The 24,244-nt window shown below is 66.4% G+C and carries 28 protein-coding genes; 15 read left to right on the top strand and 13 right to left on the bottom strand.

Annotated elements, in window-relative coordinates:
- Window positions 1–95 precede the first annotated feature (95 nt).
- The 4 genes from ACOZ4H_RS08950 to ACOZ4H_RS08935 form a co-directional block, all read right to left on the bottom strand.
- Entirely contained in the window at window positions 96–518 is a 423-nt protein-coding gene (locus ACOZ4H_RS08950) for a DUF2391 domain-containing protein (RefSeq protein WP_424328946.1), read from the bottom strand.
- A 144-nt stretch (window positions 519–662) separates the two neighbouring features.
- On the bottom strand, window positions 663–1,370 hold the full coding sequence (locus ACOZ4H_RS08945) for an RNase P subunit p30 family protein (RefSeq protein ID WP_424328945.1): 708 nt from the start codon (window positions 1,368–1,370) through the stop codon (window positions 663–665).
- Window positions 1,370–1,795 (bottom strand): RNA-binding protein, encoded by a 426-nt coding sequence (locus tag ACOZ4H_RS08940; RefSeq protein WP_424328944.1) that lies wholly within the window; start codon window positions 1,793–1,795, stop codon window positions 1,370–1,372. The genes ACOZ4H_RS08945 and ACOZ4H_RS08940 overlap by 1 nt, the downstream gene beginning before the upstream one ends.
- A 7-nt stretch (window positions 1,796–1,802) precedes the next feature.
- Complete coding sequence (locus ACOZ4H_RS08935) at window positions 1,803–1,988, bottom strand: hypothetical protein (RefSeq protein ID WP_004515500.1); 186 nt, start codon at window positions 1,986–1,988, stop codon at window positions 1,803–1,805.
- 153 nt (window positions 1,989–2,141) lie between these two features.
- On the opposite strand from ACOZ4H_RS08935, the gene ACOZ4H_RS08930 reads away from it, so the two are divergent.
- Entirely contained in the window at window positions 2,142–2,711 is a 570-nt protein-coding gene (locus ACOZ4H_RS08930; RefSeq protein WP_424328943.1) for an NUDIX hydrolase, read from the top strand.
- Window positions 2,712–2,730: 19 nt separating this feature from the next.
- Here ACOZ4H_RS08930 and ACOZ4H_RS08925 read toward each other — a convergent pair whose 3' ends face one another.
- Window positions 2,731–3,555: a hypothetical protein gene (locus tag ACOZ4H_RS08925; protein WP_424328942.1), complete on the bottom strand. Its 825-nt coding sequence runs from the start codon at window positions 3,553–3,555 to the stop codon at window positions 2,731–2,733.
- A gap of 297 nt (window positions 3,556–3,852) precedes the next feature.
- Window positions 3,853–5,295: a phosphomethylpyrimidine synthase ThiC gene (gene thiC, locus ACOZ4H_RS08920; protein ID WP_424328941.1), complete on the bottom strand. Its 1,443-nt coding sequence runs from the start codon at window positions 5,293–5,295 to the stop codon at window positions 3,853–3,855.
- Window positions 5,296–5,413: 118 nt separating this feature from the next.
- Between thiC and ACOZ4H_RS08915 the strand changes: the two genes are divergently transcribed.
- Window positions 5,414–6,295, top strand: coding sequence for an extracellular solute-binding protein (locus tag ACOZ4H_RS08915; RefSeq protein WP_424328940.1), 882 nt, complete (start codon window positions 5,414–5,416; stop codon window positions 6,293–6,295).
- Window positions 6,270–7,070, top strand: coding sequence for an ABC transporter permease subunit (locus ACOZ4H_RS08910; protein WP_424328939.1), 801 nt, complete (start codon window positions 6,270–6,272; stop codon window positions 7,068–7,070). The genes ACOZ4H_RS08915 and ACOZ4H_RS08910 overlap by 26 nt, the downstream gene beginning before the upstream one ends.
- Before the next feature lie 31 nt (window positions 7,071–7,101).
- On the opposite strand, the gene ACOZ4H_RS08905 is transcribed toward ACOZ4H_RS08910, so the two are convergent.
- The 6 genes from ACOZ4H_RS08905 to ACOZ4H_RS08880 form a co-directional block, all read right to left on the bottom strand.
- Window positions 7,102–7,929, bottom strand: coding sequence for a molybdopterin synthase (locus tag ACOZ4H_RS08905; RefSeq protein ID WP_424328938.1), 828 nt, complete (start codon window positions 7,927–7,929; stop codon window positions 7,102–7,104).
- Window positions 7,930–8,002: 73 nt separating this feature from the next.
- On the bottom strand, window positions 8,003–8,476 hold the full coding sequence (moaC, locus tag ACOZ4H_RS08900) for a cyclic pyranopterin monophosphate synthase MoaC (protein ID WP_424328937.1): 474 nt from the start codon (window positions 8,474–8,476) through the stop codon (window positions 8,003–8,005).
- A gap of 70 nt (window positions 8,477–8,546) precedes the next feature.
- Window positions 8,547–9,182 carry a MogA/MoaB family molybdenum cofactor biosynthesis protein gene (locus ACOZ4H_RS08895; protein WP_424328936.1) on the bottom strand — a complete coding sequence of 212 codons (636 nt, stop codon included), beginning with the start codon at window positions 9,180–9,182 and terminating at the stop codon, window positions 8,547–8,549.
- A 114-nt stretch (window positions 9,183–9,296) separates the two neighbouring features.
- Window positions 9,297–9,779 (bottom strand): TRAM domain-containing protein, encoded by a 483-nt coding sequence (locus ACOZ4H_RS08890; protein ID WP_424328935.1) that lies wholly within the window; start codon window positions 9,777–9,779, stop codon window positions 9,297–9,299.
- 130 nt (window positions 9,780–9,909) lie between these two features.
- The gene (locus ACOZ4H_RS08885; protein ID WP_424328934.1) at window positions 9,910–10,227 is read right to left on the bottom strand and encodes a DUF5783 family protein; all 318 of its coding nucleotides are present in this window, start codon (window positions 10,225–10,227) and stop codon (window positions 9,910–9,912) included.
- A 117-nt stretch (window positions 10,228–10,344) separates the two neighbouring features.
- Window positions 10,345–11,004, bottom strand: coding sequence for a helix-turn-helix domain-containing protein (locus tag ACOZ4H_RS08880; RefSeq protein WP_424328933.1), 660 nt, complete (start codon window positions 11,002–11,004; stop codon window positions 10,345–10,347).
- 180 nt (window positions 11,005–11,184) lie between these two features.
- Here ACOZ4H_RS08880 and ACOZ4H_RS08875 point away from each other — a divergent pair, with 180 nt between their 5' ends.
- The 12 genes from ACOZ4H_RS08875 to ACOZ4H_RS08820 all read left to right on the top strand — a co-directional run bounded on the left by ACOZ4H_RS08875 (window position 11,185) and on the right by ACOZ4H_RS08820 (window position 23,158).
- On the top strand, window positions 11,185–11,760 hold the full coding sequence (locus ACOZ4H_RS08875) for a hypothetical protein (protein WP_424328932.1): 576 nt from the start codon (window positions 11,185–11,187) through the stop codon (window positions 11,758–11,760).
- Entirely contained in the window at window positions 11,757–12,410 is a 654-nt protein-coding gene (locus tag ACOZ4H_RS08870; protein ID WP_424328931.1) for a ubiquinol-cytochrome c reductase iron-sulfur subunit, read from the top strand. The genes ACOZ4H_RS08875 and ACOZ4H_RS08870 overlap by 4 nt, the downstream gene beginning before the upstream one ends.
- Window positions 12,410–13,804: a cytochrome b gene (locus ACOZ4H_RS08865; protein WP_424328930.1), complete on the top strand. Its 1,395-nt coding sequence runs from the start codon at window positions 12,410–12,412 to the stop codon at window positions 13,802–13,804. The genes ACOZ4H_RS08870 and ACOZ4H_RS08865 overlap by 1 nt, the downstream gene beginning before the upstream one ends.
- Window positions 13,801–13,983: a hypothetical protein gene (locus tag ACOZ4H_RS08860; RefSeq protein ID WP_424328929.1), complete on the top strand. Its 183-nt coding sequence runs from the start codon at window positions 13,801–13,803 to the stop codon at window positions 13,981–13,983. The genes ACOZ4H_RS08865 and ACOZ4H_RS08860 overlap by 4 nt, the downstream gene beginning before the upstream one ends.
- The gene (locus tag ACOZ4H_RS08855) at window positions 13,976–16,834 is read left to right on the top strand and encodes a molybdopterin-dependent oxidoreductase (protein WP_424328928.1); all 2,859 of its coding nucleotides are present in this window, start codon (window positions 13,976–13,978) and stop codon (window positions 16,832–16,834) included. The genes ACOZ4H_RS08860 and ACOZ4H_RS08855 overlap by 8 nt, the downstream gene beginning before the upstream one ends.
- On the top strand, window positions 16,831–17,907 hold the full coding sequence (locus tag ACOZ4H_RS08850; protein ID WP_424328927.1) for a 4Fe-4S dicluster domain-containing protein: 1,077 nt from the start codon (window positions 16,831–16,833) through the stop codon (window positions 17,905–17,907). The genes ACOZ4H_RS08855 and ACOZ4H_RS08850 overlap by 4 nt, the downstream gene beginning before the upstream one ends.
- Window positions 17,900–18,733, top strand: coding sequence for an ethylbenzene dehydrogenase-related protein (locus ACOZ4H_RS08845; RefSeq protein ID WP_424328926.1), 834 nt, complete (start codon window positions 17,900–17,902; stop codon window positions 18,731–18,733). Before ACOZ4H_RS08850 ends, ACOZ4H_RS08845 begins: the two co-directional genes overlap by 8 nt.
- Complete coding sequence (locus ACOZ4H_RS08840; RefSeq protein ID WP_424328925.1) at window positions 18,733–19,413, top strand: molecular chaperone TorD family protein; 681 nt, start codon at window positions 18,733–18,735, stop codon at window positions 19,411–19,413. The genes ACOZ4H_RS08845 and ACOZ4H_RS08840 overlap by 1 nt, the downstream gene beginning before the upstream one ends.
- Entirely contained in the window at window positions 19,410–20,264 is an 855-nt protein-coding gene (locus ACOZ4H_RS08835) for a phosphate ABC transporter permease (RefSeq protein ID WP_424328924.1), read from the top strand. The genes ACOZ4H_RS08840 and ACOZ4H_RS08835 overlap by 4 nt, the downstream gene beginning before the upstream one ends.
- Window positions 20,261–21,112, top strand: a complete 852-nt coding sequence (locus ACOZ4H_RS08830; RefSeq protein ID WP_424328923.1) for a HEAT repeat domain-containing protein — start codon at window positions 20,261–20,263, stop codon at window positions 21,110–21,112. Before ACOZ4H_RS08835 ends, ACOZ4H_RS08830 begins: the two co-directional genes overlap by 4 nt.
- A gap of 2 nt (window positions 21,113–21,114) precedes the next feature.
- Entirely contained in the window at window positions 21,115–22,353 is a 1,239-nt protein-coding gene (locus ACOZ4H_RS08825; RefSeq protein WP_424328922.1) for a P-loop NTPase, read from the top strand.
- A gap of 172 nt (window positions 22,354–22,525) precedes the next feature.
- Window positions 22,526–23,158 (top strand): trimeric intracellular cation channel family protein, encoded by a 633-nt coding sequence (locus ACOZ4H_RS08820; protein WP_424328921.1) that lies wholly within the window; start codon window positions 22,526–22,528, stop codon window positions 23,156–23,158.
- Window positions 23,159–23,165: 7 nt separating this feature from the next.
- On the opposite strand, the gene ACOZ4H_RS08815 is transcribed toward ACOZ4H_RS08820, so the two are convergent.
- Complete coding sequence (locus tag ACOZ4H_RS08815) at window positions 23,166–24,203, bottom strand: YhjD/YihY/BrkB family envelope integrity protein (protein ID WP_424328920.1); 1,038 nt, start codon at window positions 24,201–24,203, stop codon at window positions 23,166–23,168.
- Window positions 24,204–24,244: the final 41 nt, after the last annotated feature.

Raw genomic sequence — 24,244 nt, 5'->3', positions numbered from 1 at the left:
AGGACAATGAGCGGTGCGGTGTGGGAATTGGCGGTAGTCGGCCAGTCCGCCCAGCACAGTGTCTCCCCGGGAGACGAGCCGACCCCGGTATCGCGTTAGAACAGGCTGTCGGTCGTCACCGCACCGACAACGCTGAACACGGCCCCGACACTGATGGCGCGGAACGTGACGACCATCCGGTCGGCCAGGGGGAGGCCACCTATGAACTGATCGGGAGCAGTAACTGCTATTGCGAGCGTTCCGACAGAGCCGAACGCGACGATGAGGACAGAAATGAACCGGACCGGGACGCCGGCGACCGCGGCTTCGCGTCTGGGGTCACGGTCGTTGTCAGCGCCGTACAGCCCGCCGTATCCGATGGCGGCGACGATACAGACGAGGAACACGTTGTGGAAGACGGTCATGTTCAGCGCGAGCGCCCACACCTCCTGGGTCACGACGAACGGGCCGGACAGCAGGAACCCGCCGACGATCTGCTGGGCCGTGTCCGCGAGTTTGTGCTTTTGTCGCTTCTTCATACGTCCCGGTACTTCGGTCGGATGCAAACGCGTTCGGGTCAGGTCAGTCGGCTGACGTGGCGTGGCAAAAAACGGAGCGCGGTCTGCACCCGGCACATACTGTACGCAACCGGTATCGACCGTTTTGAGTGGTATCAGCGCCGGTTACTCGGTGTCGTCTGCATCGCTTTCCAGCCGAACGCCCGGTTCGATGACGGCGTCGCTCTGGCGCTCGCGGTTGCGCTCCGCGACCCGCCCCCACTCTGCCAGGCCCTCCCGGACGGTATCAGCGTCGAAGCCGATAGCCTCCCCGACAGCGATGATATCCCGCGGCGCGCGAATCTGCAGATGGTTGCTCGGTGACGCCGAGACGACGAAGGGTGCGCCGGCGTCCTCGACCAGTTCTCTGAGCTTCCGCAGCTCCTTGATGGCTCGGACGCGACTGCCGCCGGACTCGCGAAGCACCGGGCCGAAGTCGAACTCGACGCGGACGCCGTTGTCGGCCGCCGCGTTCGCCAGAACGTGGTTGAAATCGCCGTCCTCGCGCATCGGGTGGGCGAGCACGTCGACGGTCGGTTGTTCGACAGCGAACCGATTGATGCGGCGGTCGCCGCCGTGGACGACGACGACCGTCCGCTCGCTCCGGTAGTTCCCGACGAAGCCGCTCGCCCGCGAGGGGTCGTCTGCCCGGACCTCGACGCCGGCTGCGACATCGATGTCGTAGGCGTCGCTGATGGCCTCGGCGCCGTAGTCCGCCTGCTCGTCGCCGTGGTTCCTGACGACGATGCCGTCGTAGCCCGAGTCGGCGGCCGTCAGCGCGTGCCGGGCGACGGTGCTGTCGCCGTCGGGGTGGGCGTAGACGGCCTCGTACATCACAACTCCTCGAGGAGTTCGCGGGCGTTTTCGACGGCCTTCTCCCGCTTTGCTGGGTAGGCCTCGACTTTCGCCCGGAGCGTGATGCCGTCGCCGCGTTCTACGCTCCCCCCGAACGCGGCCTGTTTGTCGAAGGTGAGGAAAAACGAGCAGTTGTCGTCGACCCGGTCGTCCAGTTCCGCACGCACCGCGTCGATATCCGGCGCTGACGCGACCTGCGTGAGCACGTGGCGGATGTCGTCGGCGTTCTCGACGCGAGCCGAGAGAACGATGATACGGTCGCCGTAGTGCCCTTCGCTCTTCGCTCGCTCGATAGGGTAGTCCTCCGGGAGAAACGTCCGGAGCGCTTGCTCGACACGCTTGTCGTCCTCTGTCGCGTAGCAGAATGTCCGAAGGTCGACGTAGTGGAACGGAACCGACGACATCGAGGCCCTACTCGTCCTCAGCGGCTTCGAGGTTGTCCTCGGGGACGCCCTGCTCCTGTCCGTCCTCGAAGGAAACCGTGTAGTTGGCGTCGCCGAACATCGTCTCGACGACCTGCGTGATAGTGCCTTCCTCGCCGTCGTAGTCGCTGTGCTCGTCGTGGAGAATAACGCTGTCGTCCTCTTCGAATGCCATACCCGGCGGTACTCGGTGGCTCGTCAAAAAGGGACTGATTCAGTGTCGAAGGCTTATAGGCACCTCGCGCCAACTGCTTGCCATGAGCAGCACGGCAGGGGTCCCCGGATACTCGTCGCCCTCACGGCGGGCGCTCACACAGCGTTCGAACAGATGACGAGCGTCGACGACCTGTGGTTTCTCGCCGACGGCGCGTGTCAGACCGCCGAGCAGACGTATCACCAGCTCCGGGAGCAGTACAGCGGCTACGTCGAGTTCACGCGCCACCGCAACGTCCCGCGGAATCGGTTCCGGGACGTGGCCACCGTCGCCCGGGACCACGGCGCGCCATACGGCGCGCATACGCTCGCCTACAGACCATCCGGCGAACTCCTGCTCGTCCGCCACGAGGGCGTCGACATGTGGGTCTTGCCCGGCGGCGAACTCGACGGCGACGAATCCTTCCAGGAGGCCGCACTGCGGGAACTTGGAGAGGAAAGCGGCATCCAAGCGGCCATCGAGGGACTGGGGATGCTCGGACGGGTCGAGTTCTACTGCGACGGGAACATGGCATGGGGCGTGTTGCCGGTGTACGAGGCCCGAGCGGAGACGACCGATATCGCCGTCGACGACCCGGACCACGAAATCAGTGAGGCCCGGTGGTTCGACGAACTGCCGGCCGATACGCGCGACCGCGAGGAGATTCTGAAGTGGCGTGGACGGCGGTTCGGCGGCGGGGCGTGATCCGCCGAGATTGAGTGTGTCACTCCGGCCCGAACGACTGGCCCTCGCGAGCGTCGGCGTTCATCCGCCGGACGGTTGCGCGGGCGTTGCTTGCGTCGTACCCGAACAGCACGGTTTCGGCGTACTCTTCGGCAACTTCGACAGCCTTCGAGAGGTCGTCGACGTCCACGTCGACGGCGTACAGTTCGATGCTGAACGGGGTCGAGAGGCGGTCCTGCCAGCCTTTCGCCAGAATCTCCAGCCAGTAGGTCGTCGAATACGCCATATCGTAGATGGGGACGACGAACTCGTCGACGTACTCGGTGATATCGTCGACGGCGACGCCCGAGCGGGCTTCGAGATGGCCGGGGTAGGGGTCCGGATACAGCGTGAGGTACATGTCACCAGGCACGCGCTCGCGGGCCTCGGCGACGAACTCCGTGATGACGTTACTGCGCCAGGCCGACCAGTCCTCGAACTCGCTGTCGGCGAACCGTTGCTCGCAGCGGTCACAGTGGCAGTACTCGTCCCGGGGGAAGCCCACGTCGTCGAGCCGAATGTCCTCGTTGACGGCTGCCGCCTCCTCAATGATGTCAAGCAGCCCCTCGCGGTAGCGGTCGTGGGTCGGGCAGACGTACGTCCAGTCGAAGTACGGCTGGTTCCGGGTCGCCGGTGTCCCCTCGTCGTCGAACGCGAGCAGGTCCTCCTCGCTCTCGACCGCGTTGTCGCCGAAACAGGACACCATGTTCACCGCGCCGGCAATCGGTTCGACAGCGCGGCCGGTCACGTCCTTGACCTCGTAGAACGCCCGGTCGAACTCGGACCACTCCGTCTCCTCCTCGTTACGGGTGACGACGCCGTACATACACGCTGCTATGGGTGTTCGCCGGGTAAGAGTTCGGAAAGAGACGGCGCTGCCGCTGGCAGCACAGAAATCGGGAGAATACTGCCGGCCAGCGGGGGACCCACCCCATACGATACCGCTAAGGACCAGTGGGCAGGGCGGCCGACAGCACGGTTCAGGGAACGGTGCAGCTCGGGGAGTCGACCTTACCGCTTAACGTAGTACGCGAGGGCAAGCGCCATGACCGCGACCAGGGCGATGACTTTCTTTTGCATCATTTCAATAAACGAACACCGATTATAAAGAACTATCGCCGTGCTAATCGTCGGCACGCCCCTCTGTATCGGAGGCCGTATCAGCGTCAGGGCCGGGGATATCGGCCTCGTCGTGGGTGCCGACCGGCGGCCGGTTTACCTCCGCTGCGGGGGAGGCATCGAGGTCAGTCCGGTCCTCGGCGTCGGCCTCGATTGCCGCCATTTCGCCGTCGGACCGCGCGTCCTGATCGATGCGCATCGAACAGAACTCCGCGCCGCACATCGAACAGAAGCGCGCCTCTTTGTAGTTGTCGCCGGGGAGCGTCTGGTCGTGGTACTCGCGGGCACGGTCGGGGTCCAGCGCCAGGTCGAACTGCTCGCGCCAGTCGAAGGCGTACCGGGCTTCCGAGAGCGCGTCGTCCCAGTCCCGCGCCCCCTCGCGGCCGTTTGCCACGTCAGCCGCGTGGGCAGCGATGCGGTAGGCCGCAAGCCCGTCCCGCACGTCGGACTGCTCCGGAAGCCCAAGATGCTCCTTGGGAGTCACATAGCAGAGCATCGCCGCGCCGGCGCGGCCCGCCTCCGTTGCGCCGATGGCGCTCGTGATGTGGTCATAGCCCGGCGCAACGTCGGTCACGAGCGGCCCGAGCACGTAGAACGGCGCGCCGTCACAGACCGCTTGCTGGCGTTCGACTTGCTCGGCGACCTGGTCCATCGGGACGTGGCCCGGTCCCTCGACCATCACCTGCACGTCATGTTCCCAGGCGGTCCGCGTGAGTTCCCCGAGCGTGTCCAGTTCGGCGAACTGCGCGTCGTCGCCGGCGTCGGCGAGACAGCCCGGCCGGAGGCCGTCGCCGAGGCTGAAGGTCACGTCGTGCTCGCGGAATATCTCGCAGATGTCCTCGAATTTCGTGTACAACGGGTTCTCCATGCCGTTCTCCTCGATCCACTGGGCGAGGATGGACCCGCCGCGGGAGACGATACCCGTTTTGCGGCCGTCGGTCAGCGGCAGGTGGGCCATCCGGACGCCGGCGTGGATGGTCATGTAGTCGACGCCCTGCTTCGCCTGCTTCTCGATGACGTCAAGCAGCAGCTCGTGGGTAATTTCGCCCGGGTCGCCGGCGCGCTTGACCGCCTCGTAGATAGGGACCGTGCCGACAGGAACCGGAGAATGCTCGACGTTGGCCGACCGGATCGCGTCGAGGTCGCTCCCCGTCGAGAGGTCCATCACCGTGTCCGCGCCGTAGTGGACGGCGGTATGGAGCTTCTCCAGTTCGCCCTCGATGTCGCTGGTCTCCTCGCTGTTGCCGATGTTTGCGTTGACTTTCGTCGAAAACTCCCGGCCGATGATCATCGGGTCCAGCGCGTCGTGGCCGACGTTCGCGGGGATCACCGCCTGTCCGTCGGCGACTTGCTGACGGACGAACGCCGGTTCCACGCCCTCGCGCTCGGCGACTCGCGCCATCTCCTCGGTGACGGTCCCGTTCCGGGCCGCTGCGATCTGCGTCATAATCACTAGGTTATACTACTAGGTTATAAGCTTGCGGTAGCCGGTCGCGTCAAAGAGGCCCCATCAATACTGGGACCGACCCCAACACCGATGTACGCGAACGAGCAATGAACGAACGATGGCCCGACGGACCCGTCGTACGATACTCACGGCGCTGGGGAGTGGTATCGCCACGACGGCGGGCTGTGGGGCGTTCGGTCAGGAACGGGTGGACGTGCTGGTCGCGGGCAGTTTGCAGAAAGCGGCCAGTGAGACGCTCCAGACCCAGACGGACGTCGAAATCGCCGTCGAAGCCCGCGGGTCGGTGCAAGCCGCACGCCTCGTCGCCGACGGGAAGCGCGACCCTGCCATCGTCGCCCTTGCGGACCCGACCCTGTTCGACCGGGTCATGAACACCGCCTGGCACGCTGTGGTCGCCAGCAACGAGATGGTGCTGGCGTACAACCCACAGACGGACGGCGGGACGCGCGTTGCGGACGCGGACCCGTGGTACGACCCGCTCCGAGGCGACGGCGTCTCGCTCGGCCGGACCGACCCGGCGCTCGACCCGCTTGGCTACCGGACGCTGTTCGTGCTGTCCCTCGCAGCCGACTACTACGACGAACCCGGCCTGGCCGACGCGGTCCTCTCGCCGGACCAGACCTACCCCGAGACACAGTTGCTCGCGCAGTTCGAGACGGGGGCCGTCGACGCCGCGTTCGTCTACCGGAGCATGGCTATCGAGCGGGACTACCCCTTCCGGGAGTTCCCCCCGGAGATACATCTGGGTGCCCCCGCGCACGCCGAACAGTATCGGACCACCAGTTACGAACTGCCGAACGGCACGACAATCACCGGCAGCCCCATCGAGTACGGGGCCGTCCGCCGTGACGATCAAGACGCGACACGTACAGCCTTCGAGGCAGTCCTGTCCGGCGACTGGCTCGCACCACACGGATTTACCGTCCGCCAGACGTATCCTCGACTAGTGGGAGATGTCCCGAGTACTGTCACGCGGTGAGACCAGGGCCGGCCACACGGTCGGCGTGCGCGAACTCGTGCCCGTGCTGGGAGCGGTGCTGCTCCTGTATTTTGTCGTCCCCGTGATGGTGCTCGTACTCACATACTCCCCGACAGCACTGCTGACGAGTCTGACTGAGACGTACATCATCAACGCCGCGGTCACGTCCCTCGTCGCCGCGCTCGGCAGTACCACCGTCGCCGTCGCCTTCGGCCTGCCGCTGGCCTACTGGCTGTCCAGGAACACCGGCGCGCTGGCGACCGCCGCGATGGGGGCCGTCGTCCTGCCGCTCGTCCTCCCGCCGGTCGTCAGCGGGATGTTACTGTTGACCGTCGTCGGCCCGAACGGACTCGGCGGCCTTACCGATCTGGCGCTGACCCGGTCGCTGCTAGGCGTCGTCGCCGCCCAGACGTTCGTCGCGTCGCCGTTCTTCGTCGTCACCGCCAAGGCCGCCTTCGACGGCATCGACGACCACCTCGAAGAAGCGTCACGGTCGCTCGGGCGCGACTGGGTCGGGACGATGCGCTCGGTGACGATTCCGCTCGCAAAGCCCGGCCTGCTCGCCGGCCTCGTGCTGACCTTCGCCCGCGCAATGGGCGAGTTCGGCGCGACGATGATGCTGGCGTACTACCCGCGGACACTGCCGGTCCAGATCTGGGCCTCGTTTATTTCGGACGGACTGGACGCGGCGCTCCCCGTGGCGGTGGTCCTGCTGGGCGTCGCGCTGGGGACGCTGCTGATAGTCCACGCACTGCGGGCGACACCGTGGCGGTAGCGCTCGGCGTTGTAAAAATCGCGCCGCTGACTCACCGCTCGTGTGCCCAGAACTCCTCGTCGACGGTGACCTCCTTCTTGAACAGCGGTACCTCCTCCTTGAGACGGTTGATGCCGTCTTCGACGGCGCGGAACGCCTCGCCCCGGTGGCCGGCCAAGATGACCACGAAGACGATGTCTTCGCCAGCGTCGACCACGCCGGTCTTGTGGTGCAGGCGGACCGCGTAGACGCCGTCCCGCGCTTCGAGGTCCCGCCGGAGCGCGGCCATCTTCTCGGCGGCGACCTCGTCGTAGCGTTCGAACTCCAGCAGTTCCGTCGGCGGGTCTTCCGGTCCCTCCTGTGCGCGGACGCGCCCGGTGAAAGTCGCAATCGCGCCGGAGTAGACTTCGTCCGGGTCCCGCTTTACGTCCGCTACGAGCGTCTCCAGCGTGATGTAGGGGTCCCATTCCTCCATCGCCGCGATGATCTCGTCGAGGTCAGCGTCCGAGCCGTGGGGCGCGCGATGGACGACGGGGTCGGCGACCTCGCGGTCGCCAAGGACGACCTTCGGGATGCTCGCGTCCGAGTATCCCTCCACGAGCGCGTAGTCGTAGTCGGGCGCGAGCGCATCCAGCGTCTCCTCAAGCGTCCGCGACTGCCCCGTCGCGTACCACTCGCCGTCGTCGGTGAGCGCGACCGTCTCGGCCGCCCCGGCGTCGCGGTGGCGAGCCGTGTCTTTCCCATCCGTGTCAACGTCCGGCGCGTGCGTGCAGTGTTTGACCGTCGCGACACGTCCGGTCCCGGAAAGCCGCTGTGTCAACCGCTCGACCAGCGTGGTCTTCCCCGACTCGGAGTGGCCGACGATACCGAGGACTTGCATGCACACCAGTAACAGGGCGACGTAGATAGACCTTTTTCATACTAGCGGTGCAGCTACCGCCGGAAACCCCTCCTCAGCGGTCGACAGTCTTCTCGACCACGCGGATATCCTCGATAGCCGTCGCGGGGTAGTCGCCGTTCTCGTCTTTCTCGTTTGCCTTCACCATGTCCCAGACGACGTTGAGGCCGGTCGTCGCGCCCTCCAGGGCCTCCATCTCGCAGCCGGTCTTGCCGACCGTCTCGACGGCAACGGTGATTTCGACGGCCTCGTCGCCGACGGTGAACTCGACTTCGACGTTCGTGATGGGAATCTGGTGGCACATCGGCACCGTCTCCCAGGTGTGTTTGACTGCCTGAATCGCGCCGATGCGGGCCGTCGTCAGGACGTCGCCTTTCTCCACCTCGTCGGCGTCAATGGCCGCCAGCGTGGACTCGGTGAGCCGGATCTGTCCGCGCGCGACCGCGCGGCGCTGGCTCTCGGCCTTCTCGCCCACATCCACCATCTGTGCGTCCCCGTCCTCGTCGACGTGCGTGAACTCCTCGGGCATGCCTCCCTGTAGCCGACGCCGGCCCAAAACCGTGCGGGTCCGCGTACCGGCGGAACCGTGCGGGGCCGCGTTACCGACGGACGAGGCCGAGCAGGTGACCCACGGCTGGCGCGACGAGTTTCTCCGCGCCCGTCCTGGCGGCGTTCTCGCTCCCGGGCAGACAGAACACCAGGCGGTCGTCGACGACGCCGGCGGTCGCCCGCGAAGCCATCGCCATCGGGCCCACCTCCTCGTAGGAGAGCCAGCGGAACAGTTCGCCGAAGCCGGGAACCGGCCGGTCGAACAGCGGTTCGATGGCGTCGACGGTCACGTCGTCGGGCGTGAGGCCAGTCCCGCCGGTCGTCAGAACTACGTCGACGCCGTCATCCAGCAGGGCGGCGACGGCGTCCTCGATAGCGTCCATCTCGTCCGCGACGAGGCGGCGCTCGGCGATTTCGTGGCCCGCGTCTTCGCAGGCCGTGGCGATGATGTCGCCGGCCGGATCGTCGTCCAGCGTTCGCGAGGTCGAGACGGTTAGGACCCCTATATCAACCCCCTCGGCATCGTGGGCGTGATGGCCGTCGTGGGTGTGTTCCCCGCGACTGTGGTCGTGGTCACTGTCGTGTTCATGATCCGCGTGGTCGCGGCCGTGCTTTCCGTGTTCATGCTCTGCGTGGCTGTGATCCGACTCGCCGTGACCGGTCGTTTCGTCGTGATCGTGTCCCATACCGGGGATGACAGTCGGCGGAAAAATATACCCTCGGCTGTCCGGCCGGTGACAGGCGGTCGGACGGCAGCCCCGGCACGCGCCAAGACAGTCTGGCTCCGTGAGGTCAGCGGCTTACTCGTAGTACGGAAGGCGTTCGACGACCTCCGCGAACGCGACGTTCTCGCGGACCTGGTCCATCTCGACGCGGAGGCGCTCGCCGACGTCCGCGTCGGAGACGATAACGACGTACCCGCCGTCGATACGCGCGACGCCGTCGCCTTTGTCGCCGATGTTGTCGATTTCGACCACGCGCGTCTCACCCTCAGCAACGGGCGGGGACGACGGTGCGAACTCCCGTTCTCCGGTCGGCTCGTCGGAACGGGAACTGGATTGGGGCTTGGATCGGGAACTGGACTGAGGCTCGGGCTTGGATTGAGACTGTGACTGGGGCGTGGGTGCCTCGGCCGCCGACTGGAACAGTGCGATCCGGTACAGCGTCTCGGGGGCCAGGGTTCCCAGTTCGACCTCTTGTTTCGGAATCTCGATCACGTACGAGTCGTTCTGCTCCTCGACAGGTGCAGTAAAGAGACAGTGAAGATCTGAATCGGTCGCCATAATTGGTTCGGCTAGTACGGGAACTGCATTGATTCTGGTGTTTTCGATCCGCCGGTCCGACCGCAGAGAGAAACGGATGGCAGACCGGCTGTTCACCTCCGCTATCGAGCGGGCTGTCGAGCAGCGTCGACTACTCGAACTCGAACAGCCGACGGAGTTCGCGCTCGATGGCGTCAGTGAACGCCGACATAACTGCGTCGAACGTCTCTTCGTCGCCCGGCAAAGACTGTGCGCGCGCCGCAGTGTCGTCGGGCAACCGGATACTGAACGTCCCGTCGCCCTCGTACACCGGCTCGCTCTCGCTGAGGATCTGCCGGTCGATCCCGCGAAGAATCTCGGAGTCGTACTGCCCGTGGAGCTCCTGATACGCGTTCGAGTACGCCGTTTCGAGTTCCTCGAAGTAGTGGACGTATTTCTCTTCGAACTTGTCGGCGTCGAACTCGGTCATGGCTGCAGTGTCGCCGGGGCGAGGGTAAAGGGTTCTGTGACAGCGAGGATACGTCGCTCGCCGGGAGACCCGCTGGGAAATACGTCTATGTCCCCGGGAGAACCCGGAATGGGGGACTCAGCGTGTGTCAAGCAGATCGTCGAGAAGTTTCCGCTGGGCAGCGGCGAGGTGCTCGGTAAACGTCGAGGTGGAGATATCCAGCGCGTCGGCTACGTCGCCGGCGGTCGCATCGCGCGGATGCTCGAAGTACCCCATCTCGTGGGCGTGGCTCAGAACCTCGCGCTGGCGGCTTGTCAGTTTCGCGCGGTCGAGCACGACCGGACGGTCCGTCTCCGAGGTCGTGCCTTCGAGTAGCCGCCGGAGTTTGACCGTTTCACCTTCCGAGTTGAGGTCGTCGACGATGTCTCGCAGGGTCGGGACATCGTCGACTATGAACGTGACGACGAGGGACTCGGTGTCCGCAGAGAACTCCTGGACGACACACCCGGCCGCTTCGATGCGTTCACAGACGCAACCCTGACCGGCCGCTCGGGACAGTTGGAAGACGTGTCGTCGGTCGTAGGCGAACACGTGATCGACGTTCGAACCCTCGCTCTGTAGCGCTGATGGCGGCTCATCACCACCCTTGAGGGTGAACTCTTCGACGACCCGGTCGGCACCGCCACTCGTCGCGCTCCGGGAGACTGTCGACACCGACCACTCGTCGTCAGCGTGTGGCTGTACCTGACAGGACCGAGGACCGAACACTTCGACCTCGGCGAGTATTCGGCCCGACATGTCTGACAGGTGACGCGGCTCACATAAGAAGGTCCATGCGAACATGTTCGTATAAAAAACCGCCATATAATGGGCCTAAGATGTCGGGCTGGCAGTTCATCGGGGTCCTGGGACAAACCCCGAACACAGCGACACAGCGTAGCCGTTCGAATCGCTGGCGAACCGAGATAACACAAGATTATGAGACGCAACACGATACTCATCGGTCTGTTGATAACAGCGGTGTTGCTGCCGATGTGGTACGTCGCCTTGCACGGCGAGCCACCGTCGGAGGAGATCGCTATCGACGAGAGCGTCAGCGACATCCGGCCGCTCGAGAGCCCGGTAGAGACACCGAACAAGCTATCACCGAGCCAGGTCGGTGTCGTCGTCTGGGTCGCTCTGTTCGTCCTCGTGGGCGTGCTGACGGCCGCCCACCAGTTCATGAACAGGGCGGTCCGGCCGCCCGACGAGGCCGAGCCGGTCACTGACGGCGGGACCGTCTCGCTGCCGTGGCTCAATACGGAACATCGCTGGGTCGTCGAGTACCACGACGCCTCGGACGCCATAGAGGGACTCGTCGCCATGAGCGGGCTGACAGTCCTGTCTATCGTCTTCGCGGCGCTGTTCACCGGCGAGTACCTCACGCTCGCCCGCACCCAGTACTTCGGGCTGTACGCGACCGGGATGTTCCTCTCGCTCGCGCTCTCGACGGTCGCGTACTACGCCTGGTTCATGCCACACGTCGAAGTCGCCGAACTCAGGGGGCACGAATGATAGAGTATCCGAAACCCGATGACGACGAGGAACAGAGCGACGACTGCTCGTGTGACGGGGCCACTGGTACGTCCCCGACACTGTACGGGGATGCGCGCGCGGAACTCCGCCGGCGTGACTTCGCGAAGTTCCTCGCGACCGTCGGCGGCCTGACCGCCGTCGCCAGCCTCACAGCGCCGCTTGCCAGCACCACCCAGGTGTTCGAGCGGGGGTACGAGGGGCCGGTGTACTCCGACGGCATCCACCTCGTCGACGGCGAAGGCGAGCGCATCACGGAGGGACGGCTCTCCGAAGGCGAGCACATGACCGTCTTCCCGGAGCCCCGGCCCGGCATTGAGGACGCACCGACGCTGCTTGTGCGCTACGCCGAGTCCGACTACGGCAGCGACATCGCAGAAGGGTTCACCGTCAGCGGGTACGCTGCCTTCTCGAAAGTGTGTACCCACGCCGGCTGTATGGTCTCGGACAGGGAGGAGGACCTTGTCGTCTGTCCCTGTCACTTCGGGAAATTCAACGTCCTGGAAGGAGCAGCGGTCAGTGGCGGCCCGCCGGGACGACCGCTCCCACAGCTTCCGATTACGGTGACCAGCGACGGATTCCTCGTCGCCACCGGTGACTTCGAGGGGCCAGTCGGCCCAGGAGGTGGATAATGTCCCGCGCCAAAGCCGTCTACGACTGGTTCGACACCCGCCTCGACCTGGAGAACGGCCAGAAGTTCCTCGGGAAGGCGTTCCCGGCCGAGGACTCGTTCCTGCTGGGGGAGGTGGCGCTGTTCTGCTTCCTCCTCCTGGTGCTTTCGGGGATTTTCCTCGGGTTCTTCTTCGAGCCCTCGACCTCCGACGTGGAGTACGAGGGCAGCGTCCAGAAGTTCCAGGGCGAGGAGATGCCCGAAGCGTTCGTCTCGGTGTTGCACATCACCTACGACGTGCCTTTCGGGATGTTCATCCGCCGGCTCCACCACTGGGCGGCCCACCTCTTTGTCGCCTCTATCGGGTTGCACATGTTACGGGTGTTCTTCACCGGGGCGTACCGCAACCCCCGGGAGCCAAACTGGATCGTCGGGACCGGTTTAGCGGCTCTTTCGATGGGCGCGGCCTACACCGGCTACGCGCTGCCGTTCGACGAGTTCGCCGCCACAGCGACGAGTATCGGTTACAACCTCACGATATCCATACCCCTGTTAGGTGATTTCCTCGGCCAAGTGGTGTTCGGGGGTGAGTTCCCCAGCAGCGCCACCATCCCGCGGCTGTACTTCCTGCACGTTCTCGTGATACCGGCGGCTATCGCCGTGGGCTTAGCCGTCCACATGGCCATCCTCATCCGACAGAAACACACCGAAGCCCCGCGGGACGGCGACGTGACCGGCGGCCGTCAGTCCGTCGACGAGGAGGACGACGACATCATCATCGGCCTGCCGGCGTTCCCGAACCAGGCCGCCGTCTCCGCGGTGGTGTTCTTCGTCACCGCGGCGACGCTGTCGGCACTTGCGGGCCTGCTCCCGGTCCACAACGTCGCCGAGTACGGCCCGAACGACCCCGCGGCCACGCCGGAGCTCATCATGCCGGACTGGTTCCTGATGTGGGTGTACGGCTTCCTGAAACTCCTGCCACAGATCAGCTTCAACGTCGGCCCGGCCCACATCAACGGGGAGTTCATCGGCGGCATCGTCCTCCCGGGGCTGGTGTTTGCCGCGGTCGCCGTCTGGCCGTTCATCGACCGGACGGAGCCGACCCACTTCACCGCGGACCCGCTGGACCGGGCCTGGCAGACCGGTGTTGGCGTGGCCGCCGTCGCGTTCATCATGATCGCCTCGATTGCGGGGATGAACAACATCCTCGCGGACCAGGTTCTCGGAACGACGACGAACGTGGTCAACCCCATCCTGACGGCGGCGCTGCTCGTCGTCCCACCCGTCTTCGGCGGCATTACGTACCTGCTGTTGCGCGACGGCGAGCCCACGCCGTCACAGGAGGGCGACGTAGCCGCGGACGGCGGTGCAGTAGACGACGGAACGGCTAGCACCGAATCGGAGGAGGACGGATGACTGCGAGCGTCGAACTGACTGAGCGACAGTACCGCCTGCTGGATACGACGAGCAAGCTGGTCGGCCTCGTGCTGGTCGCCGCCGGCCTCGAAGTCGGCGGCAGCACGCTCGCCGGCATCGCCTTAGCCGTGGCCGGCACTGCCTGCGCGACTGCGACAGTGTTCATCACCAATGAGTAGAAACGACCTGACCGACGACGAAACGGACAGTGCGGGAATCAGTCGCCGCGACTTCGTGCGCGGTCTCGGAGCCGCGTCGCTACTGGGTGCGACGGGTCTGTCGTTCGCCGACGACGGCATGGACGGCCTCGAAGCGGTCGACGACCCCATCGGGAACTACCCGTATCGGGACTGGGAGGACCTCTACCGCGACGAGTGGGACTGGGACTCCGTCGCCCGCTCGACCCACAGCGTCAACTGCACCGGCTCGTGCTCGTGGAACGTCTACGTCAAGGACGGCCAGGTCTGGCGCGAGGAACAGGCCGGCGACTACCCGACGTTCGACGAGAGCCTCCCCGACCCGAACCCGCGCGGGTGCCAGAAAGGGGCCTGTTACACGGACTACGTCAACGCCGACCAGCGCGTGCTCCACCCGCTCCGTCGCACGGGCGAGCGCGGCGAGGGTCAGTGGGAGCGGATTAGCTGGGACGAGGCGCTGACCGAGATCGCCGACCACGTCATCGACGAGGTGCAGGCGGGCCGGTACGACGCGATATCGGGGTTCACGCCCATTCCGGCGATGTCCCCGGTGTCTTTCGCCAGCGGAAGCCGGCTCGTCAATCTGCTGGGCGGCGTCTCGCACAGCTTCTACGACTGGTACTCGGACCTCCCCCCGGGACAGCCGATCACCTGGGGCACCCAGACGGACAACGCCGAATCCGCCGACTGGCACAACTCTGACTACATCATCGCCTGGGGGTCGAACATCAACGTCACGCGCATCCCCGACGCGAAGTACTTCCTCGACGCCGGCTACGAGGGCGCGAAGCGGGTCGGCATCTTCACCGACTACTCCCAGACGGCCATCCACACCGACGAGTGGCTCTCTCCCCACGGCGGCAGCGACACCGCGCTCGCGCTGGGCATGGCCCAGACCATCGTCGACGAGGGGCTGCACGACGAGGAACACCTCAAAGAGCAGACCGACATGCCGCTGCTCGTCCGGGAGGACACCGGGAAGTTCCTCCGGGCGAGCGAGGTCGGCCTCGCCGAGGACGCCGACGACCCGGACAAGGTATTCGTCATGGTCGACGCCGACGGCAACCTCCGTCGTGCGCCCGGTTCGCTCGGCGAACGGGACGGGCAGAAGGACTACTCGTTAAGTATCGAACTCGACTTCGACCCGCAGCTCTCGGTCGAGCGTAGCGTCGACACCGACGAGGGCAGCGTCGCGGTCCGGTCGGTGTGGGAGAACCTCACTGACGAACTCAGCCAGTATACGCCGGACGTTGTCCACGAAGAGACCGGCGTTGGTACGAACACCTACCAGCGGGTCGCCCGCGAGTTCGCCGAGGCCGACGCCGCGAAAATCATCCACGGCAAGGGCGTCAACGATTGGTACCACAACGACCTGGGTAACCGCGCCATCCAGCTGCTCGTGACGCTGACGGGCAACCTCGGCGACCCCGGCACCGGACTGGACCACTACGTCGGCCAGGAGAAGATCTGGTCGTTCCACGGCTGGAAGGTGCTGTCGTTCCCGACCGGAAACGTCCGCGGCGTGCCGACGACGCTGTGGACCTACTTCCACGCGGGCATTCTCGACAACACTGATCCGGACACCGCCGAGAAGATACGCGAGTCCATCGACAAGGGATGGATGCCGGTCTACCCCGAGGAACGGGACGACGGGAGCCGACCGGACCCGTCCACGATGTTCGTCTGGCGCGGGAACTACTTCAACCAGGCCAAGGGCAACGTCGCCCTCGAAGAACAGCTCTGGCCCAAACTCGACCTCGTCGTCGACATCAACTTCCGGATGGACTCGACGGCGATGTACTCCGACATCGTCCTGCCGGCGGCCAGCCACTACGAGAAGTACGATCTCTCGGAGACGGACATGCACACCTACGTGCACCCGTTCACGCCGGCCGTCGAGCCGCTCGGCGAGGCCAAGACCGACTGGGAGATATTCCGCCTGCTCGCCGAGAAGATACAGGAGCGGGCCCAGGAACGCGATGTCGAGCCGATCGAGGACCGCAAGTTCGACCGAACCATCGATCTCACGACCATCTACGACGACTACGTCCGCGACTGGGAGACCGGCGAGGAAGAAGGGCTCGTCGAAGACAAAGCCGCGGCGGAGTTCATCCTCGAACACTCCGAGGAGACCAACCCCGAGGACAGCGACGAGCAGATAACCTTCGACGACATCGACGAGCAGCCACAGCGATTCCTCGAGGCTGGCGACCACTGGAGTTCGGACATCAAGGACGGCGAGGCCTACGTCCCGTGGCAGGACTACGTCCACGACAAGAACCCCTGGCCGACCTTCACCGGCCGCCAGCAGTACTACATCGACCACGACTGGTATCTCGAACTCGGCGAGGAACTCCCGACCCACAAGGAGGGGCCGGAGAACACCGGCGGGGACTACCCGCTGTCGTACAACACGCCTCACGGTCGTTGGTCCATCCACTCGACGTGGCGCGACGACCCCAAGATGCTCAGGCTCCAGCGCGGCGAGCCCGTGGTGTATCTGAACCCTGAGGACGCCGAAGAACGCGGCATCGAGGATGGCGACACCGTGGAGGTGTACAACGACCTCGGCGCGGTAGAGGTGCAGGCGAAGATCTACCCCTCCAGCGAACCGGGGACCGTCCGGCACTTCTTCTCCTGGGAGAAGTTCCAGTACCCCGACCGGGACAACTTCAACACGCTCGTCCCGATGTACATGAAGCCGACGCAGCTGGTCCAGTACCCGGAAGACACCGGGGAACACCTGCACTTCTTCCCGAACTACTGGGGGCCGACCGGGGTCAACAGCGACGTGCGCGTGGACGTCCGACCGAGCGGAGGTGACACCGAATGAGTACTGACCAACAGGACGACCAGGGAGACGAGGACACGCTGGTCAACGTCGCCGACGGCGTCGACCACCAGGTCGCGATGGTGATGGACCTGAACAAGTGCATCGGCTGCCAGACGTGTACCATCGCCTGCAAGAACCTCTGGACGGAGGACGGCGGCAGCGAGTACATGTACTGGAACAACGTCGAGACCAAGCCCGGCGAGGGGTACCCGCGGGGCTGGGAGGACTCCGGCGGCGGCTGGGAGTCGAGCGAGCACTCGGACCGCTCGCCCGGCGAGATCCCCGACGAGGAGGACTACGGCCGCGCCTGGGAGTTCAACCACAGCGAGATCATGTACGAGGGCAGCGACGAGCCGCTACGGCCCCGCGAGGGCGCGGAGTGGGGGCCCAACTGGGACGAGGACCAGGGGGCCGGCGAGTACCCCAACAGCTACTACTTCTACCTCCCGCGCATCTGCAACCACTGCACCCACCCCTCCTGTGTCGAGGCCTGCCCGCGCTCGGCGCTGTACAAGCGCCAGGAGGACGGCATCGTTCTCGTCGACCAGGAGCGCTGTCGGGGCTACCGCTACTGCGTCGAGGGGTGTCCGTACAAGAAGGTGTACTACAACACTGTCTCGAAGAAATCCGAGAAGTGCATCTTCTGTTACCCCCGCATCGAAGGGGAAGGCCCCGACGGGGAGACGTTCGCCCCGGCCTGTGCCGAGGAGTGCCCGCCCCAGCTCCGGCTGGTCGGCTTCCTCGACGACGAGGAGGGACCGATCCACAAGCTCGTCAATGAGTACGAAGTGGCCCTCCCGCTCCATCCGGAGTTCCGCACGCAGCCGAACGTCTACTACATCCCGCCCTTTGCCCCCGGGCAGCACACGGAGGACGGGGAGACGGTCGACATCGACCGGATTCCCCGTCAGTACCTCCGGGACCTGTTCGGCGACGGCGTCGACCAGGCCCTCGACACCATCGAGCGCGAGCGCCAGCGGGCCCGACAGGGGGAAGACAGCGAACTGATGGAACTGCTCCAGGACAAGAACCCGGCCAAACAGTACCGACTGGAGGTCTTTGAGGATGACTGACCACCGACGCACGCTCACACTCACGGCGGTGCTGGCGGGGCTCATCGTCGTCTCGACGGTGGCCGCGCCGATGGTGAGCGCCCGACCAGCACACGAAATTCCGGTTTCGGAGGTATCGACGGCCGACCTCGCCGAACCGAACGCCGACGGCTGGGAGGAGGTCCCAGCCTCTGACGTGCCGCTTTCGAGCGCCCCGAGTAGCGTCCCGAACGCCGACGACACGTCCGTCGAGACAGTCGACGTGCAGGCGGCTCGCACTGATGAGCGACTGTACGTCCGCCTGGAGTGGCACGACGCGACTCGGGACATGAACGCCAACGCCACGCGGGAGTTCGCCGACGCGGTAGCGGTCCAGTTCCCGACGAACACGAGCTCCCGGCCGCCGATAGCGATGGGCGGGCCGGACAACCAGGTCAACGTCTGGTACTGGAGCGGAGCGACCGGAACCCAGGAACTGCTGGCCGGCGGCGCTGGCTCGACCACGCCGTTCCAGGACCCGACCGTACAGGCGAACGCAAGTCACAGCGGCACTGGCGGAAACGCCACCTGGACAGTGGTCTACTCACGCCAACTGGACGCGCCAAGCGAGAACCGGACCGACCTGCGGACTGACGGTGATCTCGACGTGGCCTTCGCCGTCTGGAACGGCTCTAACGGCGAGCGGTCCGGCCAGAAAGCGGTCAGCGAGTGGCACTACTACCCGTTCAGCGGCGGCCCGCAGGGCCCGCCCTACGAGACGCTGCTGTGGACCGTCGCCGGCATCGCCATCGTCGCTGTCGTCGGCGTCACCAGCTTCGGCATCTACCGCACGCGGGGGGCCGAGTGATGGCGACGACGCCCACTGACCCCATGGACGACCTCGACGAGGACGCCGCCGCCCGGGGTGCGGTGTACGCCACGCTCGCCAAGGCGTTCGAGTACCCCGAGGAGTCGTTCCACAGCGCGGCGGCCGACGGGACGCTGGAAGCCGATTTAAGAGCGTGTCTCGACCAGACGGGCCTCGACGTGGCCATCCCGTCGCTCACCACCGGCGACGACTACGAGACGCTCGCGGCCCGCTACAACGACATCTTCGAACTCGGCTACAGCGAGTACACGGACCGGACCGACGGCTCGCTGGAGGCGGAGGGGCCGCCGGTCCCGCTGTACGAGTCCAAGTACCGGCCGGACCACTCCTGGAACGACGTGAACCTCGACCTCTCGCGGGCCTACAGCCACTACGGCCTGGAAATCGACCAAGACGAGCGGGACAACCACGACGCGCTGACCTACGAACTGGAGTTCGCGGGCTACCTGGCCCGCCGTGAAGCCGCCGTCGGGGACGACGCCGCAACTGCCCGGCTGGACTTCCACGACCGCCACCTCGGCCACGCGGCGGCCGGCGTCGCGGACCGACTGGCCGACGAGCCCGGGACCGACATCTACGGCGGCTTCGGCGAACTGCTCGAGGCGTTCGTCCGGGCCGACCGCAACGACCTCGCGGAACGGCTGGAGGACCGGCGATGACGGCGGCGCTACAGCAGCGAATCAGACCGCTGCTCCACGGCGGAAGCCACTCGCTCGCGAACCTGGCGGTCGGCGCTGCGGCCGTCGCGGTCGCTGCTCGGTACCTCGCCGTCCTGTTCGTCAACGCGCCCGGATACGCTGGCGTTCCGGTCTCGCCCGGCCTGGCGACGGGCGTGTCCACGGCCGTCGTCGCCGCCGCGGCTATCGCCGTCGCCGTCACCGACGCCGACCCGCTCACCGGCATCGGGCTGCTGTTCGTCGGCGTGTTCGGCCTGCTATCGCTGCTCAGTAGCGCGGCGGCACTGCCGGCGGCCGCCGCAATCGTCCTCGGGACGGCGACCGTCGCCGCCGTCGCAGGCCGGCGGCTGGACCTCGTTTCGGCCGCCGCAGTCGCCCTGCTCGTCGCGGCGCTGAGCATCGGGCTGGCGAGCGGCGTCGGCGGCTGGACGGGCCTCAGACCGGCGGCCTCGACTGTGGCGCTGCTCGGGATCGCGTCGACGCCGGCGTTCGCCGCGACGGACTGGCGCTCGCTGTCGACGGCGGACTGGGGCGCGGTGATCGGCGGACTCGCCGCCTTCGCCGTCGTCTTCGGTGTCGGTCGCGCCGTCCCGTTCGTCACCGGCGCGGTCACGCTCACGGGAACCGGCGTCGTCGGCACGAGCCTGCCGGTCGTCGCACTTGCCGCTGCCGGCGCAGTGACGGCGGCCAGCGCGGCCAGCCGAACGCGGCGTTGGCCGCTGCTCGCCGGCGTCGCGCTGGTCGCGTTCGCGGGCGTCCCGGCGTCGCTCCCGCGTGCGCTCCCGTTCGCGCTCGGCATCGCCGCCCTCGCCGCACAGGAGGGCCAGCGATGACGGGCTGTCACGACGACGACGAGTTCGAGAAGCACCTCGAAGAGGACCCGGACCCGCAACTGGACCCCGAACGCAGCCCGGGCCTGCACACCGACATCGAAGCGCTGGAAGACATAGAGGTGAGCCGAGAGGACGTGACCATCGGCGAGGCGACACCCGAAGAGCTGGCCGCCAGCGACACCGAACCCGTCGAGGACGACGCGGTGGCGTCGCTGCTGTCCGACATCGAGCACGGCGCGAAGACCGACCGACGCCGTGCCGCCCTCGAACTGAAGGACCGCGCGACCACCGACGAGATCGTGGCGGCGCTCGCCCGCGCTGCGACGACCGACGACGACAGCGACGTGCGCCAGTTCGCCGTCGAGGCGCTGACGGCCCACGGCGGCGAGCGGGCCGCAGCGGTGGCGGTGGAACTGCTGGACGACCCGGACCCGTGGGTCCGGGCGGAAGCCGTCGTCACGCTCGACAACGTCGACCGCGAGGCTCACGAGGACGATATCGCGGCCGCAATCGACGACGACCACCACGCTGTCCGGCGCAACGCGGCCATCTCGCTGTTCAAACTCCGCGGCGAGGCGATGGCCGACCTGCTGCTGGAGCAGAGCCGCGACGACAGCGAGCGGGTCCGCGAGTGGGCCGCCCACATGCTCGGCGGCGTCGACGAGGGCCGCGCTCGCGAGCGACTGCAGGAACTCACCGACGACCCGGCCACCGTGGTCCGCCAGACCGCCGAGCGGTCGCTCGACGTGGACCCCGGACGATTCCGGCGGCAGTTCGGTGGTGCGCTGGAGAACGACGCCCGACTGCTGCCCGGGGAAGACAGACTCAATCGGATGCCCGACCTCTGACGATGACTGACGGAACGCCCACCACACTGACCGACCGCATCGAAGCCGCACTGCGAGACGTGCGCGACCCGAACGCCGACCTCTCCGTGTTCGACGCGGGCTTCGTCGAGAACATCGACGCGGCCGACGGCGACGTGACAATCGAGGCCGACCTGACCGCACTGGACGGCGGGACGAGCACCCAGGTCGTCCAGGCGATGCTGCACGCGGTCGACGACGTGGACGGCGTCGACAGCGTCCACGTCGAACGGACGACGCCATCGAGCGAGGGGCAGGCCGGTGTCGAGTCCTTCGACCACGTCGTGGCCGTCGCCAGTGCGAAAGGCGGCGTCGGCAAGTCCACGGTCGCCACGCACCTGGCCTGTGCGCTGGCCGCCGACAACGAGGTGGCGCTGTTCGACGCCGACATCCACGGGCCGAACGTGCCCGAACTGCTGGAGGTGAGCGGCCCAGTCCACTCCAGCGAGGAGGGCGACCCGCTCCCCGTCCGGGCGGGCGACATGGACGTGATGAGCGTCGGCCTGATGGAAAGCGGCGCGCCGCTGGCCTGGCGCGGTGCGATGGCCCACGACGCGCTCGAGGACCTGTTCGAGAACACCGCCTGGCGCAACGACGAGGTACTGGTGCTGGACCTGCCGCCGGGGACGGGCGACGTGGTGCTGACGACGTTGCAGGAGGTCCCCGTCGACGGCGTGGTCGTCGTGACAACACCGTTTCACGCGAGCGTCAGCGACACCAGCCGGACAGTCGAACTGTTCCGCGACAACGACGTGCCGGTGCTGGGAACCGTCGTCAACATGGCCGAATACGTCTGTGACTGCTGTGGCGAGCCGAACGACCTGTTCACCGGCGACGCGCTGGGAGACCTCGATGCCGAGGTGCTGGCCGAACTCCCGTTCTCGCACGACCTGCAGGGGACGCCAGCACCCGGTGAGGTCCCCGGCGCTGTCAGCGATTTGGGCGACGCCGTCGGGTCGGCACTCGACACTGCCGGCGAGGTGGACGCCGACCCGACCGCCGATATCCGGGACCTGCCGCCACAGGAACGCAAGGATCTGGTTCGAGAGCAGTTCACCGCGCTGGACAGCGGCGACTCGTTCGTCCTCGTCAGCGACCGCGACCCGACCCCAGTCGGGCAGTTCCTGGGCCGGCTCGCGGAGGCCCCGCGGGAGGCTTTCGACCCGTTCGAGGTCCGGCGGGCGACACCGTCCGACTGGGTGCTGGAGACGGTCAAGCCGTGAGTACGGTCGCTGGCAGCCTACGGTGTTAGCCAATCACATGCCTCGCGGGCGGGACTAAAGGCATAATTGTCCGCACCCGTAGTAGTCCGATAATGACCGCTATACTCGTGACAGCGGGTCGACGCGCTCGCGGTCGCTTACGTACCGCGTCCCGGCGGATCGGAGGGCCAGCGTGACCGACCCGTTTGCGGTGATGAACGCTATCGGACTGGTCGGCTTCGCGTTCGTCGGCGCGGCGAAAGCCATCGAGGAGCGCTACGACGTGTTCGGCGTCACGGTCGTCGGCGTGATGACGGCGCTGGGTGGCGGGACGACCCGGGACCTGCTGTTGAACAGGGTTCCGAACTCCCTGCAGTCGCCCGGCGAAGTCGCCCTGTCGCTCCTCGGTGTCGCTGCCGCCGTTTTACTCGTGCATTTCCTCGACGACGGCCACCAGCACCCGGTCGTCCTGACGGCCGACGCCATCGGGCTGGCGGCGTTCACTACCACGGGAGCGCTGCTGGGTCACCAGGCCGGCCTCCCAGTGTTCGCCGTCGTCGCGCTGGCGACGGTCAACGCGGCCGGCGGCGGCGCGATATCGGACCTACTGTTGGGGCGGACGCCGTTCATCCTCCGCCAGGACTTCTACGCGTCCTGTGCCGTTATCGGCGGCCTCGCCTTCTGGGCGCTGGCACAGATGGGCGTGGCACTCAGCGCGGCATCGGCCGGGTGCGCGCTCGCAGTGCTGTTGGCCCGAGGGCTGGGCATCGGCCGCGGGTGGTCGCTCCCGACGGTACAGGCGTGGGAGCGGCGCGACGCGCAGTAGGACGGCGCTACTTCTCGTCCGGCCACCACCTGAGCGTGAGCGCGACAGACTGATCTAATCCGAACACGTCCGACGAGCGGTCGACAACGGCGGTCTCCGGACAGTCGATTTCAGTGCGCTCGTCGGCGACTTCGACGGAGATCATGCCCTGCCCCTGCTGGAAGCGATCGGCGAGCGTATCGAGTTCGGCCAGCAGCGCCTCGCGGGACATCGTCGTCTCGCGTGCGGTGTTCTGCTGGCGGTGGTCGCCGATGACAGGGTCGATATCCACGTCCTCAGAGCGGTTCGAGAGGACGGCGTTGATCGCCGCCCCGAGTAAGATAACCAGGCCGATGACGTACAGCCAGCTCAGCAGGACGAGGATGCTGGCGATAATGTTTCCGCCTGTCGAGCCGGATTTGAACGCTGTAAAGAGAACCTGCGCAATCGTGATGCCGACGGCGGCAAAGGCGACACCCGGGACGACCTCAAGCGGTGAGACGTCGGTGTCCGGGAAGATGTAGTACATCGGATAGAAGACGACGAACAGGCCGACGGCCCGGACCAGTCCGCTGGCGACCGCCCACAGCAGGCCGCTCCCGGCCTCGGGCAGGGCGCTGCCGAGCGCGCTGGCGCTGAGTATCGCCACGGCGACAGTCACGAGGAGGACCAGTCCGTCGCCGAGTTGGTCGAGGAAGGTGTTCGACGCGCCCGTCTCGTATATGTCCGAGAAGGCCGTGTCCAGCCCCCGGAAGATTCGCAGCGAGCCCCAGAGGAGAAAACCCACGCCAAGCAACGAGACGGACGCGTCGGCCTCGGTCAGCCCCTGCTGGATGATGCCGCTGGCCTGTGCGGTCAGGACGGCCTCCATGATACCGACGATTGAGGCCCGCAACGGGGCGTTCTCTGTCCGCTGGACAAAAGTCAATACCAGCAACAGCAGCGGGAGAATCGACAGGAACGCGTGGTAGGCTATCGAGCCAGCCATGAACGTGAGCCGTTCCGCCCTGATTTCGTGAACGAGAGCCCGCAGAACCTCCTCCGTGCGGGCGCGACTGAAACGCATACGGGGCGTTCGACGCCGGGACGCAAATAGACGGCGTCGGA

The sequence above is a fragment of the Haloarcula amylolytica genome (assembly GCF_049705545.1).
GTDB lineage: Archaea > Halobacteriota > Halobacteria > Halobacteriales > Haloarculaceae > Haloarcula > Haloarcula amylolytica_B.
Note: the sequence above shows the minus strand (reverse complement) of the source record. Positions and strands in the feature narration are given on the sequence as shown.